Origin of the sequence: Sphingomonas zeae, assembly GCF_014197135.1 — a bacterium.
In the GTDB taxonomy this organism is placed as follows: Bacteria; Pseudomonadota; Alphaproteobacteria; order Sphingomonadales; family Sphingomonadaceae; genus Sphingomonas; species Sphingomonas zeae.
The window spans coordinates 383,043-396,719 of record NZ_JACIFA010000002.1; the positions used below are offsets into that span (position 1 = coordinate 383,043).

Below are 13,677 nucleotides of genomic sequence, written 5' to 3' on the forward strand. Positions count from 1 at the left end.
GGCACCCGAATGCCTGGCGGGCGATAAGGCAAAGGCGTTGCCGCTCAACGGCATGTCGGTCGATGTCGAGGAATGGTTTCAGGTCGGCGCGTTCGAGCGGACGATCGACAAGCGCGACTGGGACCGGCTGGACAGTCGGGTCGAGGCCAATACCGATGCCGTCCTGTCGCTGTTCGCCGAGACAGGTACGCGCGCGACCTTCTTCACGCTGGGCTGGGTGGCGCATCGCCATCCCGGACTGATCCGCCGCATCGTCGATGCGGGGCATGAGATGGCGAGCCATGGCTGGGACCATCAGCGTGTCTTCACCATGACCGCCGACCAGTTCCGCGCCGATCTGGCCCGCGCCCAGGCGGCGATCGAGGATGCCAGCGGGCAGACGGTGACAGGATACCGCGCACCCAGCTTCTCGATTGATACCCGCACCCCCTGGGCGCACCCCGTACTGGCCGAGGCGGGCTATCATTATTCCTCCAGCGTCGCGCCGCTGCGCCACGACCATTATGGCTGGGCCGGGTCGCCGCGCTATGCCTGGCGGCCGCTGGCGGACTCGGCGCTGATCGAACTGCCGGTCACGGTGGCGCAGTGGGGCAGCAGGCGGCTGGCGACCGGCGGCGGCTTCTTTCGGATGCTGCCCGCCAGACTGACCGACATCGCGGTCGGGCAGGTCAATCGCGACGCGCATGGCGCGATCTTCTATTTCCACCCCTGGGAGGTCGATCCCGATCAGCCGCGCGTCGCCAACGCGCCGCTCCGCTCGCGCATCCGCCATTACAGCCGGTTGAGCGCCATGGCGGGCAAGCTGCGCGGGCTGCTCGGCCGCCACCCCTGGGGTCGGGTCGATCAGGTCGCGGCCGAGGAAGCGGCGCGGCTGGCATGACCGCGCGTGCGTCGACGATCCGCGTCGCCGATCTGGCGAGCGAGTCCGAATGCGCGCGGATCGACGCCTTCGTCACTGCGCAGGCGGATGGCACCCCCTTCCATCTGACCGGCTGGTTGAAGGCTGGCGCGAAAGGCTGTGGCCAGACAGCGCATTATCTGCTCGCCGAAGGGCAGGACGGTGCGATCATCGGTGCGTTGCCGCTCAGTGAAATCCGTTCGCCGCTGTTCGGTGCGGCGATGGTGTCGACCGGCTTCGGCGTTGATGGCGGCGTGCTGGGCGAAGGTGTCGACGCGCTGGCCGAGGCCGCCTGGGGCCTGGCGGGCGAGAAGGGGATCGAGTCGGTCGAACTGCGCGGTGGCCCGGTACCTGATGGCTGGACGGCGGACGCGGACAGTTATCTGGGCTTCGTCCGCCCCATCGCAGGCGACGACGAGGCCGAGATGAAGGCCATTCCCCGCAAGCAGCGCGCCGAACTTCGCAAGGCGCTCGCGCAGGATCTGGAGGTCGTCACGGGCCGCGAGCCCCAGATGCTTGCCGAGCACTACCGGGTCTATGCCGAGTCCGTTCGCAACCTCGGCACGCCGGTCTTCCCCGCCAAGCTGTTCCGCGAGGTGGTCGCCCGCCTCGACGCCGATGTCCTCACCGTGCGGCATGACGGACGGGCGGTGGCGAGCGTGCTCAACCTCTATCATGGCGGCACGGTCTATCCCTATTGGGGTGGCGGCACCCATGCCGCACGGGGCCTGCGCGCCAATGACCTGATGTATTTCGCGCTGATGCGTCACGCCCGGCAGCGCGGTTGCGACAGCTTCGATTTCGGCCGGTCGAAGGTCGGAACCGGGGCGGCCGCGTTCAAGAAGAATTGGGGGTTCGAAGGGCGGCCGCTGGTCTATGCCAGCCGCAGCGTCCACGGCCCGCGCGCGCTCAATCCGCTCAATCCCAAATATGCGCTGATGATCGCGCTATGGAAGCGGCTGCCCGTCCGCGTCGCGCAGATCGTCGGGCCGCCGATCGCGCGGGGTTTAGGTTGAAGGACCTTCTGTTCCTCGCGCACCGCGCGCCCTTTCCGCCCGATCGTGGCGACAAGATCCGCAGCTATCATGTGCTGCGCCATCTGGCGCGCAACTGGCGCGTCCATCTCTGCACTTTTGCCGAGCAGGCGGCGGAGCAACACTTGCCCCCCGAGCTCCAGGCCGAACTCGCCAGCCATTCCATCCTGCGCCGGACCAAGCCGATGGCGGTTGCGGCGATGCAGGCGCTGGTTACCGGCAAGCCGATTTCGCTGGCCGCCTTTGCCCATCCCGGCATGGCGCGCGCCGTGGCGGATGTGCGGGCGCGCCACCCGATTGCCGCGACCTATATCTTCTCCGGTCAGATGGCCCAGTATCGGGGGGGCGAGCCGACGATCATGGACATGGTCGATGTCGATTCCGCCAAGTTCGCGAGCCTTGCCGAGACGACCCGGCCGGGAATGCGGGCCATCCTCAAGCGCGAAGCCCGGCTGCTCGGCCGCTATGAACGGCAGGTTTCCCGGTCCGTCGCCGCGACCCTGTTCGTCAGCGAGGCGGAGGCGGCGCTGTTCCGCTCGGGCGGCGGAAAAGGGAATATCCTGGCGGTCGAGAATGGCATCGACGCCACCCGCTACGACGCCGCCACCGTCGATCCGGGCACGGATGACGGTCCGCTGATCGTCTTTACGGGGCAGATGGATTACCGCCCCAATATCGATGCCGTAACGCGCTTTGTCGAGCATATCCTGCCATTGGTTCGCAAAGCCTGTCCGACGGTCCGCTTCGCGATCGTCGGCCGCGCGCCGACTCCCGCGGTGCGGCGGCTGGCCAGCGACGCGGTTATCGTCACCGGCGAAGTCCCGGACACTCGCCTCTGGCTGGCGCGGGCGGCCGTCTGCGTGGCTCCGCTCGATCTGGCACGGGGCATCCAGAACAAGCTGCTGGAGGCGATGGCCATGGCGCGGCCTGTCGTCGCCTCGGTCCCCGCCGCAGAAGGGATTGACCATGGCGGCACGATCGCGGTGGCGGGCGACGATCGCGACTTTGCCCGGCAGGTCATCGCCGCGCTGAACGGCCCGGCCGACAATCCTGCGGCGCGTGCGCGGGTGCTGGCGCGCTATGACTGGGCGGCGCGGCTGGCGCCGCTCGATTGCTTGCTGGGGGACATCGCATCGTGAGCGCGGGGGATATGGCAAGCCTGGACGAACAGGTGAGGCCGGGGCAGCGTCGGGAATGGGGGCGCTGGACCTACCACCTCGCGTTGCTGGCGGGGGCGGCGCTGTTCGTCCTGCTGCTGTTCCGGGCCGACGTTGCTCATCTGGTCGATATCTGGTGGACCAGCACCACCTATGGGCATTGCCTGTTCATCGGGCCGGTCGTCGGTTGGCTGATCTGGCAGCGGCGCAGCGAATTGTCGCAACTGACCCCGGCCGCCTGGTGGCCAGGGCTGTTCGTCGTGACGGGCGGAGGGCTTCTCTGGCTGCTCGGCGAGTCCGCCACCGTCGCATTGGTTCGCCAGCTAGGGCTGGTGGGCATGCTGGAGGGGGCCGTCATCACGCTGCTGGGACCGATGGTCGCGCGGGGAATGCTGTTTCCGCTCGCCTATGCCTGGTTCCTGGTGCCGTTCGGGGCCGAACTGGAAAGGCCGCTCCAGCAGATTACCGTGTCGATCGTCATGCCGCTGCTCGACTGGAGCGGCATCCCCGCCTCGGCCGACGGGGTGCTGATCCATGCGGGCCGCTATTGGTTCGAGGTGGCAGAGGCCTGTTCGGGGTCGAAATTCGTGCTGGCCATGGTCGCCTTCTCCGCTCTGGTCGCCCATCTCTGTTTCCGCTCGCCCTGGCGACGGACGATCTTCGTGATCATGTCCTTGATCGTGCCGGTCCTCGCCAATGGCGTGCGCGCCTGGGGGACGATCTTCGCGGCCGACAAGACTTCGATCGAGGTGGCGGGCGGGGTCGACCATATCATCTTCGGCTGGGTGTTCTTCGCGATCGTCATGGCGGCGGTGCTGGCGATCGGATGGCAATTCTTCGACCGTTCGCCCGATGATCCTGCCTTCGACCCGGCGCGGCTGTCGGGGGCACCGCGCCGCCGCATCGATCCGCTGCTTGCCGCCACGCTGGCGGTGGCGATCGCCGCCATCTTCCCCAGCTGGAGCGGTTTTGCCGGATCGCGTGCGGCGGTCCTGCCCGCCCAAATGGCGCTGCCCGACATAACGGGCTGGACCCCGGTGCAGCAAAGGACGGCGTGGAGCCCCAACTATCCGGGTGCCGATGCCGTGCTGTTGCGCAGCTACCGCGACGGCGAGGGGCATCAGGTCGATCTGGCGGTCGGCGTCTTCGCGCGTCAGCGGGAAGGCGGCAAGCTGGGCGCGTTCGGGACGGGCGTGCTGCACGAGGATGACCGCTGGATTCGTGTCGCCGATCTGGGCCGGATCGCGGGCGGCGACGCCATGCGACTGACCACGACCGGGCCGACCGGCCAGCCGGTCGAGCGCGATGTTGCGACATGGTACCGGATCGGCGATACGCTGACCCCGGATATGCGGCGCGTGAAACTCGAAACGATGAAGGCCCGGCTACTGGGGCAGCGCCAGACGGCGGTGGCGGTACATGTGTCGAGCGAGGGCGACGACCCGCGCGCGATCGCGGCGTTCGTCCGCGCGCTCGGGCCGGTCGACGCGTTCGCCGATCGTCTGACGGGGCAGCGCTGACCCCTCATGTGCGGCATCGCCGGTCTATTCCATCCCGCCACACCCAAGCCGGTCGACCCCGCCCGCTTACGCGCGATGATCGGCGCGCAGGCGCACCGCGGACCGGACGGGCAGGGGATATGGACCGCACCCGGCGTCGGCTTCGCCCATGCCCGGCTGTCGATCATCGATGTGGCGGGCTCGCCCCAGCCGATGGTCGATGGCGAGGTCGCGGTCTGCTTCAACGGCGAAATCTATAACTATCGCGAACTGCGCGAGGAGTTGCGGGCCAAGGGCGCGGTGTTTCACACCGATGGCGATACCGAGGTGCTGGTCCATGGCTGGCGGCTTTGGGGTCCGGCGATGCTTCACCGGCTGGTCGGCATGTTCGCCTTTGCCGTGCATGATGCGAAGGCGGGGACGCTGTTCCTCGCCCGCGACCGGCTGGGGGTGAAGCCGCTTCACTGGGCCGAATTGCCCGATGGTGCGGTCGCCTTTGCCTCGGAGATGAAGGGGGTGCTGGCGCATCCGCTGTTCCGCCGCCGCCCCGATATCCGCGCGGTCGAGGATTATCTGGCCTTTGGCTATGTCCCCGACGATGCCAGCATCGTGGCAGGCGTCCACAAGCTGCCCGCCGGGCATTTCCTGCTGATCGAGCGTGGCCGCGCCACTCCCGCCCCACGCCAATGGTGGGACGTCGACTTCTCCAACCGCGAAACCGGATCGGCCACGCAGCTGGGCGAGGGGCTTCTCGCCCGGATGCGTGAGGCCGTGGTCAGCCGCATGGTCGCCGACGTACCGCTAGGCGCGTTCCTGTCGGGCGGGGTGGACAGCTCGGCGGTGGTCGCGCTGATGGCGGAGGCGTCGCCGCGCGCCGTGCGCACCTGCACCATCGGTTTCGACGAGGCGGGCCTGGACGAGCGTAGCCATGCCCGCACCATTGCGCAGCGCTTCGCCACCGATCATGCCGAGCGGGTTGTCCAGCCGGACGACTTCGCGCTGATCGACACGCTGGTCGCGCAGTTCGACGAGCCCTTTGCCGATGCGTCGGCGCTCGCCACCTATCGCCTGTGCGAGATGACGCGCGAGCATGTCACGGTCGCATTGGCGGGCGATGGTGCCGACGAAATCCTGATGGGCTATCGCCGCCACATCTTCCATGCGGGCGAGGAGCGGGTGCGGGGCCTGTTTCCTGCGGAGTTCCGCCGCAGCGTGTTCGGGACGCTGGGCCGCCTCTATCCCAAGGCCGACTGGGCACCGCGCTCGTTGCGCGCCAAGACGACGCTCCAGGCGCTGGGGATGGATGGCGCGGAGGCCTATGCCCGGGCCGTCGGCGTGACGAGCCCGGAGGCGCGCGCGCGGTTATTCTCAGCCGAGGCCAAGGCGGCGCTGGGCGGCCACCGAGCGGAGGATCGCTATGTCGCCGCGATGCGCGATGCGCCTGCGCGCGACGCGATGGACCGGGTCCAATATGCCGATATGAAGATCTGGCTGCCCGGCGATATCCTGACCAAGACCGACCGCATGTCGATGGCGGTCGGGTTGGAAGCGCGCGAACCGCTGCTCGACCACCGGCTGGTCGAATATGCCGCGCGGCTGCCCGTTTCGATGCGGCTACGGGGCGGGCAGGGCAAGTGGCTGATGAAGAAGGTGCTGGAACCCTATCTGCCGCGTGACATCCTCTACCGGCCCAAAATGGGGTTCGTGACGCCGATCAGCGCCTGGTTCCGGGGTGCCCTGGCGGATGAGGCGGCGCGGCTGGAGAAATCGGGGCTGCTCCGCGAGACCGGATGGTTCGACTTGACCGAACTGGGGCGGCTGGCGGCGGACCACCGCGCCGGCCGCGCCGAGCATGGCCGGACCTTGTGGCAGATGCTGATGCTCGAACGCAGCCTGGGGCGGCTGTTCGCTTAGAGGTTTCACCCCTCCCCTTCAGGGGAGGGGCAGGGGGTGGGGCGCTGCCGCAAATGCCAGGTTCGTGGAGAGGCCCCACCCCAACCCCTCCCCTGAAGGGGAGGGGCTTATTCTCTGCCGCCCATTACAGCGTCCAGATCAGCACATTGCCGACCAGCACCACCGCCATCACCAGCATCAACGCGCCCTTCCGTCGATCCCCGCGCCGGATCGTGACGACACCCCCTGCCACGCAGGCAAAGGCCGCCAGCATCGCCAGACCCGGCGCGGCGTTCGCGATCCCCTCCATCAGCCCGCCAGCACCCGCGCATAGGCCGCGCGGTCGACATTGCCGCCCGACAGCAGGACCAGCATCCCGTCCGCCGCCGTCACCTTACCCGCCAGCAGCGCCGCCAGCGCCACCGCACCGCCCGGCTCGACCACCAGTCGCAGCCGCTCCGCCGCGAAGCGCTGCGCCGCCGCCACTTCCGCTTCGCCGACCGCGACGCCTTCCGCCCCGCGCCGCGCCAGCACCTCGAAGGTCAGCGGCGACACGCGCACCGTCTGGAGCGAATCGCAGGCGGTCGGGGGCGGATTGTCCCCGACCGGCTCGATCCACCCCGCCTCCAGCGAGCGGCGCATATCGTCCCAGCCCTCGGGCTCGACCACCGTCACCTTCGCCTCGGGCAGCGCCAGCGTCAGCCCCGCGGCCAGCCCGCCACCACCGCATGGCGACACGACATGAGTCGGCGCAGAAAGCCCTAGCGCGGCCATCTGCGCGGCCGCCTCGATGCCCGCCGAGCCCTGTCCTTCGATCACCCAGGGATCGTCAAAGCTGGGCACCAGCGTCGCGCCCCGCGCCTCGGCGAGGCGGCGGGCGATCAGTTCGCGACTCTCGGTCGCGCGGTCATAGTCGACGATCTCCGCGCCCAGCGCCAAGGTGCCTTCGCGCTTGGACGGCGGGGCATCGGCAGGCATCACGATCGTCGCCGCAATCCCCAGCCGCCGCGCCGCCCAGGCGATTCCCTGCGCATGATTGCCGGACGAGAAGGCCACGACCCCGCGCGACCGTGAAACCTCGTCCAAAGCGGTTAACCGATGCCACGCGCCGCGCAGTTTGAACGCGCCAATCGGCTGCAGGGACTCGGCCTTCAAAGCCACCGTTTTCCCATTGATTTGCAACGGGAATATCGGTGAGGGCGGCAGGATCCGGGCGATCTTTTCGGCGGCGTCGCGGACCCCCGCTTTGGTAGGCTGTCTTAAGATTGTCACTTTTTATCTCCGACGCCTCTTCTACCGCTTTACAATCGAAAAAGCGGACCCTATTTCGCGCCTCCGCTGCCCCATGGGACTTCCAACCGCAAGGCAGCTTTTTGTCACCGTATGCCGTCAGGCAATTGGAGGTCCCTTGAGTTGCACCAGAATCATCGCGCGCTGGGGCTAGCTGCCCGTTCGACCGCCGTCCCCTCCAACCTGGAGCGCGGCATCGACATCGCCAAGCGTCGTCCGGCTGATCCGGTCACGCTGCTTCGCCCGCACGCCGCTGCGCGCGCCGCCCGATTCTTCGTCGAGAAGTTTCCGGGCCGGCCGATGTATGCGGTGAAGGCGAATCCGTCCGCAGATCTGATCCAGATCCTGTGGGACAATGGCATCACCCATTTCGACACCGCCTCGATCGCGGAAGTTCGCCTGGTGAAGTCGGTCGTCCCGGAGGCGGTCTGCTGCTTCATGCATCCGGTCAAGTCGGAAGAGGCGATTGCCGAGGCCTATTTCACCCACGGCGTTCGCACCTATTCGCTCGACTGCCTGGAAGAGCTGGAGAAGATCGTGCGTGCCACGGGCGGCGCGACCGACCTGACCCTGTGCGTCCGGATGCGCGTGTCGTCGGAGTACGCCAAGCTCAGCCTGGGATCGAAGTTCGGCGTCAGCCTGGAAGAGTCCAAGGACCTGCTGATCGCGACCCGCCAGGTCGCCGATGCGCTGGGCATCTGCTTCCATGTCGGCAGCCAGACCATGACCCCCGACGCCTATTCGGCGGCGATGGAGCGGGTGCGGGCGGCGATCGTCGCGGCGGCCGTGACCGTCGACGTGATCGATGTCGGCGGCGGCTTCCCCTCGGCCTATCCGGGCATGACCCCGCCGCCGCTGGAGCGTTTCTTCGAGACGATCCATCGCGCGTTCGAGAGCCTGCCGGTGTCCTATTCGGCCGAACTCTGGGCCGAGCCAGGCCGGGCGCTGTGTGCGGAATATTCATCCGTTGTGGTGCGGGTCGAGCGTCGTCGCGGGCATGAGCTGTACCTCAACGACGGCGCTTACGGCGCGCTGTTCGATGCGGCGCATATCCGGTGGAAATACCCGGTCCAGCTGCTGCGCGAGCCGGCATCCGACGCGCGCGACATGGACTTCAGCTTCTGGGGTCCGACCTGCGACGATCTGGATTATATGCAGGGTCCGTTCCCGCTGCCCGCGGACACGAACACCGGCGATTATTTCGAGATCGGGATGCTGGGCGCCTATGGCCAGGCGATGCGGACGCAGTTCAACGGCTTTACCTGCCACGAATTCGTCGTAACCGATGATGAGCCGATGTTCTCGGTCTATCGCGAGGAAACCGAGCAGGCTCTGCCCGCCAACGTCGTCAAGCTGTAACCCAGCCTGACTAGCACCATGAATAACCCTCCCGCTCCGGCGGGAGGGGAATGGGGTGGCATTGCGGTTCCGACCGCGATAAGGCCCCCTCCCATACCCGATTCCGCACATGCCGCAGGACCGGGCCAGCCGGGTTACCGCGTCCCCAATAACGACGACGGCTTCTCGATGATGATGGAACCATCATGACCGACACGATCAACGACAACCGTAAGGCCGAGCTGCTCTCCAGCGTGGTCGAGCATATCGACATCACCAAGTTCGACGCCCGCCCGATCATCGATTCGATGGGCAAGATGAGCTTCACCAGCCGCGATCTGGCGCGCGCGACCGGCATCTACAACCAGATGCTGGCCGACAAGGACTGCTCGATCTTCCTGGTGATCGCGGGCTCGACCTCGGCGGGCGGCTGCATGGACCTGTATGCCGAACTGCTGCGCTCGAACATGATCGACGGCGTGGTCGCCACCGGTGCGTCGATCGTCGACATGGATTTCTTCGAAGGCCTGGGCCACAAGCACTATCAGGCGCTGGAAGTGCCGGACGACAACACGCTGCGTTCGCTCTACATCGACCGCATCTACGATACGTACATCGACGAAGAGCAGCTTCAGGATTGCGACCACACGATCGGCAAGATCGCCGACTCGCTGGAGCCCAAGCCCTATTCGAGCCGCGCCTTCATCCGCGAGATGGGCAAGTATCTGGCCGAGCATGGCAAGAAGGAAAACAGCCTCGTCAAGCTCGCCTATGAGCATGACGTGCCGATCTTCTGCCCGGCCTTTGTCGATTCGTCGGCGGGCTTCGGTTTGGTGAAGCATCAGGTCGAGCGGGCCAAGGAAGGCAAGCCGTACATGGTGCTCGATGCGATCGCCGACTTCCGCGAATTGACCGACATCAAGATCAAGGCTGGCACGACTGGTCTTTTGATGATCGGCGGTGGTGTTCCGAAGAATTTCATCCAAGATACTGTTGTTTGTGCCGAAATCCTGGGCCATGACGATGTGGAAATGCACAAATACGCGGTGCAGATCACGGTAGCCGATGTTCGTGACGGTGCCTGCTCGTCCTCGACGCTCAAGGAAGCGGCAAGCTGGGGCAAGGTCGACACCGCGCTCGAGCAGATGGTGTTCGCGGAAGCGGGTTCGGTCATGCCCCTGCTCGCCTCGGACGCTTATCACCGCGGCCACTGGCGTGAGCGCGTGAAGCGTCGTTGGGGAGCGATTTTCGACTAATGCTGGAATTTCTTGATAGAGAGCAACTCGCCTATATCATCATTGGGGCAGTGCTGCTGTCGGGTTTCGCTTTCGCGGTTCCCTTTATCCGTCGGCGCAAGCGAGAGAAGCTTCGCCGTCGCGGAATCAAGAAATACGGTCATTGAGAGATCGGGGGCGGGACCGAAAGGTTTCGCCCCCTTTTTACTTGCTTGCGCGCGCTCGCCTCGGCACCCTCATCGGATATAGCGCTGTCAGGCGTTGAGGATGAGGGGATGCCAATGATCGATCGACGCTCTCTGATCGGGGCCATGGCCACCGTACCGCTGGCCGCGCGGGTTTCTGCACAGGCCACAGCTTCGGCGCCCGCAATGACGCCCTGGCCGCCCGCCGAGCACTTCCCGCTCTGGCCCGGCCGTCCGCCCGGCGCGCGAGCCACGCTGCCCAAGCCCAATCCGTCGATGAACGGCCCCGCCGGTCGCAGGGAATTGTGGCTGCGCGGCACGGCCAATCCGATCGTCGCGGTGTTTCGTCCCGAGCGCCCCGACGGTCGCGCGGTGCTGACCATTCCCGGGGGCGGCTATGGCTTCGTGTCGATCCAGAATGAGGGGATCGATGTCGCGAAGACGCTGAATCCGCATGGCATCACCGTCTTCGCACTATCCTATCGCCTGCCCTCAGAGGGGTGGGACGATCAGGCGAACGTACCGCTTCAGGATGCGCAGCGCGCGATGCGGCTGATCCGTGCCCATGCGGCGCGCTATGGCATCGATCCGGCCAAGCTCGGCATTGTCGGCTTTTCGGCGGGCGGCCATCTCGCAGCCTCGCTGACCGTAGGCTATGATGACAAGGTCTATAATCCGGTCGATGCCGCCGACCGCCAATCGGCCAAGCCGCGTTTCTCCGGCCTCGTCTATCCGGTGGCCAGCCTGTCGACGCCGAACACCCATCCGGGCTCGCGCAACAATCTGCTCGGTCCCAATCCCGATCCCGCGACCAAGGCGCGTTACGACACGCCGCGCCGGATCAATGCCGGTACGCCGCCGCTGTTCCTGGTCCATGCGGTCGATGACGGGCTGGTCCCGCTCGACCAGTCGATCGACGTTCTGACCCAGGCGCGCGCCGCCAAGGTGCCTGTCGAGGCGCATTTCTTTGAACGGGGCGGCCATGGCTTCGGCGCGATGAGCGCGCCGGAAGGTTCGCCCGCGCGGCTCTGGCCCGACCTGTTCGACCGCTGGATCGCACAGACGTTGAAGCAGGGGTAACGTCCTGAACGGGCATCGGGTCGGGGACGAGTGACGTCTGCCCCGAACCTCGCTAAGGACCGCGCCCATGTTCCGCATCGCTCGCTGGGCCGTGAAGGCCGTGCTCGCCTTTGTGATCCTCAGCGTCGTCTGGGTCGGCGTCTATCGCTTCGTGCCGCCGCCGATCACCTTCACCATGCTGGGCGACGTGATCGGCGGGCATGGGGTGACCAAGGACTGGATGCCGCTGTCCGAGATGGACCCCGACATGGCGCGCGCGGCGATCGCGGGCGAGGATGCGCGCTTCTGTTCGCATAACGGCTTCGACTTCAAAGCAATGGCAAATGCGGCCTATCGCAATGCCAAAGGCGGGCGGATCCGGGGGGGCTCTACGATCAGCCAGCAGACCGCGAAGAACGCCTTTCTGTTTCAGAATGGCGGCTATGTCCGCAAAGCGTTCGAGGCGTGGTTCACCTTCCTGATCGAGACGCTGTGGGGCAAGCGGCGGATCATGGAAGTCTATCTCAACATCGCCGAAACGGGGATCGGGACCTATGGCGCCAATGCTGGGGCGATGCGCTATTTCGGTCATGACGCCTCGCATCTGTCGCCGACCGAGGCTGCGCGGATTGCCGCCGTCCTGCCGCTGCCCAAGAAGCGCGCGGCGGTGGCGCCGACCGGGTTCGTGCGCAAACATGGCAATGTGATTGCGCGTTATGTCGGGGTGGTTCGGCGGCAGGGTCTGGATAGCTGTATCAGGTAAGGGGGGCTCGGTGAGACACCTTGCCCTCCCCCATCCCCTCCCGCCTGCGGGAGGGGTGCGTTGTTGGCAGACGCCAAGCGGCATTCGATATGTTTTTAGACTAACAGAGCGCGCCAGGCACGCCCCTCCCGCAGGCGGGAGGGGATGGGGGAGGGCGGTCGCCCCAAGCTGTCCGCTCTCCGTGCAAAGCCTCGTAAAAGCCACGATGCGCGCTCATCCTCACGCGATACGATAGGAGATTATGCGATGTTTGCGGCGCTGGTATCGATGCTGATGCTGCAAACCGCGCCGTCATCCATGATCTTGCCGCGTATAACCCGACCAACCGCGTGTCCGGACGCGTTGGATGGGGATATTGTCGTGTGCGGCCGCCGCAATGCCACCGAACGATACCGGCTTCCCCCATCGACTCGTGGCTCCGCGATCGAAACGCAGGATATGGGATCAGGGGCGAGCGGGGCGTCGGTCCTGTCGGGGACTGGTCCCTGCGGCATCCATGCCGGGCAAAGACGTTGTTCGCACGCCGAGACGGCAAGCGCCGGTTATGGAGGCGGACGTGATCCGCTGACATTCGCACGAAAAATCCTGACGCGGCTGATCGACCCGGACGCCGCAATCGATCCCCCGGCATCACCACCGGCCGGACCCTGATCAGCCCGGCCGGTGGTCAAACACCTTATTTCGCGTCGCCAGAAATCGCGTCGCCCGCCTTCTCGGCAGTATCGCCGACGCTCTTCGCCGCCGAGGTCACGGCCGCGTCGCGACGATTTTCCGCGCCGCCCCGGCTGAACAGATAGAAGCCGCCGACCAGCACCGCGATCAGCAGGACGATGGCGATCGCCATCCCGCCGCCACCGCCGCTGCGGCGCTCGATGACCGTGGTATGCGGCTGCTGCGTGCCATAGGTTTCGGTAACACGTTCATCGGCCATGACATTCCCTCCTCTATTGGTGGGGAGAGCAACGCCATGGCCGGGATAGCGTTCCCGAAACGACCGCCGATCAGAAGGGGAGCTTGAAGCCCGGCGGCAGCGGCAGGCCGCTGGTCATCTTGGACATTTCGCTGCCCGAGGCGGCATCCGCCTTGGTCCGTGCGTCGTTGATCGCGGCGGCCAGCAGGTCTTCCAACATGCCCTTTTCAGACGGCTGCATCAGCGAGTCGTCGATGGTGATGCCGATGATCCGGCCCTTGGCCGACGCCTTCACCTTGACCAGACCGCCGCCGGAGACGCCTTCGACCTCGATATTGTCGAGATTGGCCTGCGCCTTTTCCAGCTCATTCTGGACGTTCTGGGCCATTGCCAGGATTTCGTCGAGATTCTTCACA

The 13,677-nt window shown here is 66.4% G+C and carries 14 protein-coding genes; 10 read left to right on the plus strand and 4 right to left on the minus strand.

Annotated elements, in window-relative coordinates:
- The first annotated feature begins 52 nt into the window (after positions 1-52).
- Genes GGR45_RS04905 through GGR45_RS04925 form a run of 5 tightly spaced genes read left to right on the plus strand, consistent with a single transcriptional unit; the run spans position 53 to position 6,502 of the window.
- The gene (locus tag GGR45_RS04905) at positions 53-880 is read left to right on the plus strand and encodes an XrtA system polysaccharide deacetylase (protein WP_175310930.1); all 828 of its coding nucleotides are present in this window, start codon (positions 53-55) and stop codon (positions 878-880) included.
- Entirely contained in the window at positions 877-1,914 is a 1,038-nt protein-coding gene (locus tag GGR45_RS04910) for a FemAB family XrtA/PEP-CTERM system-associated protein (protein ID WP_175310918.1), read from the plus strand. The genes GGR45_RS04905 and GGR45_RS04910 overlap by 4 nt, the downstream gene beginning before the upstream one ends.
- Complete coding sequence (locus GGR45_RS04915) at positions 1,911-3,071, plus strand: TIGR03087 family PEP-CTERM/XrtA system glycosyltransferase (RefSeq protein WP_175310917.1); 1,161 nt, start codon at positions 1,911-1,913, stop codon at positions 3,069-3,071. The genes GGR45_RS04910 and GGR45_RS04915 overlap by 4 nt, the downstream gene beginning before the upstream one ends.
- 11 nt (positions 3,072-3,082) lie before the next feature.
- Positions 3,083-4,609 (plus strand): exosortase A, encoded by a 1,527-nt coding sequence (gene xrtA, locus GGR45_RS04920; protein WP_175310916.1) that lies wholly within the window; start codon positions 3,083-3,085, stop codon positions 4,607-4,609.
- Between the two features lie 6 nt (positions 4,610-4,615).
- Positions 4,616-6,502 carry an XrtA/PEP-CTERM system amidotransferase gene (locus GGR45_RS04925; protein WP_175310915.1) on the plus strand — a complete coding sequence of 629 codons (1,887 nt, stop codon included), beginning with the start codon at positions 4,616-4,618 and terminating at the stop codon, positions 6,500-6,502.
- Positions 6,503-6,626: 124 nt separating this feature from the next.
- Here GGR45_RS04925 and GGR45_RS04930 read toward each other — a convergent pair whose 3' ends face one another.
- Together GGR45_RS04930 and GGR45_RS04935 are read right to left on the minus strand one after the other, a co-directional pair.
- Entirely contained in the window at positions 6,627-6,791 is a 165-nt protein-coding gene (locus GGR45_RS04930; protein WP_175310914.1) for a hypothetical protein, read from the minus strand.
- On the minus strand, positions 6,791-7,699 hold the full coding sequence (locus GGR45_RS04935) for a threonine ammonia-lyase (protein ID WP_285138778.1): 909 nt from the start codon (positions 7,697-7,699) through the stop codon (positions 6,791-6,793). The genes GGR45_RS04930 and GGR45_RS04935 overlap by 1 nt, the downstream gene beginning before the upstream one ends.
- A gap of 195 nt (positions 7,700-7,894) precedes the next feature.
- Here GGR45_RS04935 and GGR45_RS04940 point away from each other — a divergent pair, with 195 nt between their 5' ends.
- From GGR45_RS04940 to GGR45_RS04965, 5 genes are all read left to right on the plus strand, one after another.
- On the plus strand, positions 7,895-9,130 hold the full coding sequence (locus tag GGR45_RS04940; protein ID WP_175310912.1) for a type III PLP-dependent enzyme domain-containing protein: 1,236 nt from the start codon (positions 7,895-7,897) through the stop codon (positions 9,128-9,130).
- 185 nt (positions 9,131-9,315) lie between these two features.
- Positions 9,316-10,365, plus strand: a complete 1,050-nt coding sequence (locus GGR45_RS04945) for a 1,9-bis(guanidino)-5-aza-nonane synthase (RefSeq protein WP_007404219.1) — start codon at positions 9,316-9,318, stop codon at positions 10,363-10,365.
- A 260-nt stretch (positions 10,366-10,625) separates the two neighbouring features.
- Positions 10,626-11,609: an alpha/beta hydrolase gene (locus tag GGR45_RS04955; RefSeq protein WP_175310911.1), complete on the plus strand. Its 984-nt coding sequence runs from the start codon at positions 10,626-10,628 to the stop codon at positions 11,607-11,609.
- A 67-nt stretch (positions 11,610-11,676) separates the two neighbouring features.
- A complete protein-coding gene (gene mtgA, locus GGR45_RS04960) occupies positions 11,677-12,351 on the plus strand; it encodes a monofunctional biosynthetic peptidoglycan transglycosylase (protein WP_175310910.1) in 675 nt (224 codons plus the stop codon).
- Positions 12,352-12,597: 246 nt separating this feature from the next.
- On the plus strand, positions 12,598-13,002 hold the full coding sequence (locus GGR45_RS04965) for a hypothetical protein (protein ID WP_175310909.1): 405 nt from the start codon (positions 12,598-12,600) through the stop codon (positions 13,000-13,002).
- 25 nt (positions 13,003-13,027) lie between these two features.
- Here the strand turns inward: GGR45_RS04965 and GGR45_RS04970 are convergent, their stop codons facing one another.
- Positions 13,028-13,282, minus strand: coding sequence for a hypothetical protein (locus GGR45_RS04970; RefSeq protein WP_175310908.1), 255 nt, complete (start codon positions 13,280-13,282; stop codon positions 13,028-13,030).
- A gap of 70 nt (positions 13,283-13,352) precedes the next feature.
- Positions 13,353-13,676, minus strand: coding sequence for a YbaB/EbfC family nucleoid-associated protein (locus GGR45_RS04975; RefSeq protein ID WP_058718319.1), 324 nt, complete (start codon positions 13,674-13,676; stop codon positions 13,353-13,355).
- Position 13,677: the final 1 nt, after the last annotated feature.

Excerpts from the sequence above, each read along its gene's own strand:
- mtgA (WP_175310910.1), top strand. The coding sequence starts at position 11,677 with ATGTTCCGCATCGCTCGCTGGGCCGTGAAGGCCGTGCTCGCCTTTGTG.
- GGR45_RS04955 (WP_175310911.1), top strand. The coding sequence starts at position 10,626 with ATGATCGATCGACGCTCTCTGATCGGGGCCATGGCCACCGTACCGCTG.
- GGR45_RS04965 (WP_175310909.1), top strand. The coding sequence starts at position 12,598 with ATGTTTGCGGCGCTGGTATCGATGCTGATGCTGCAAACCGCGCCGTCA.
- GGR45_RS04970 (WP_175310908.1), bottom strand. The coding sequence starts at position 13,282 with ATGGCCGATGAACGTGTTACCGAAACCTATGGCACGCAGCAGCCGCAT.
- GGR45_RS04925 (WP_175310915.1), top strand. The coding sequence starts at position 4,616 with ATGTGCGGCATCGCCGGTCTATTCCATCCCGCCACACCCAAGCCGGTC.
- GGR45_RS04905 (WP_175310930.1), top strand. The coding sequence starts at position 53 with ATGTCGGTCGATGTCGAGGAATGGTTTCAGGTCGGCGCGTTCGAGCGG.
- xrtA (WP_175310916.1), top strand. The coding sequence starts at position 3,083 with ATGGCAAGCCTGGACGAACAGGTGAGGCCGGGGCAGCGTCGGGAATGG.
- GGR45_RS04945 (WP_007404219.1), top strand. The coding sequence starts at position 9,316 with ATGACCGACACGATCAACGACAACCGTAAGGCCGAGCTGCTCTCCAGC.
- GGR45_RS04910 (WP_175310918.1), top strand. The coding sequence starts at position 877 with ATGACCGCGCGTGCGTCGACGATCCGCGTCGCCGATCTGGCGAGCGAG.
- GGR45_RS04930 (WP_175310914.1), bottom strand. The coding sequence starts at position 6,791 with ATGGAGGGGATCGCGAACGCCGCGCCGGGTCTGGCGATGCTGGCGGCC.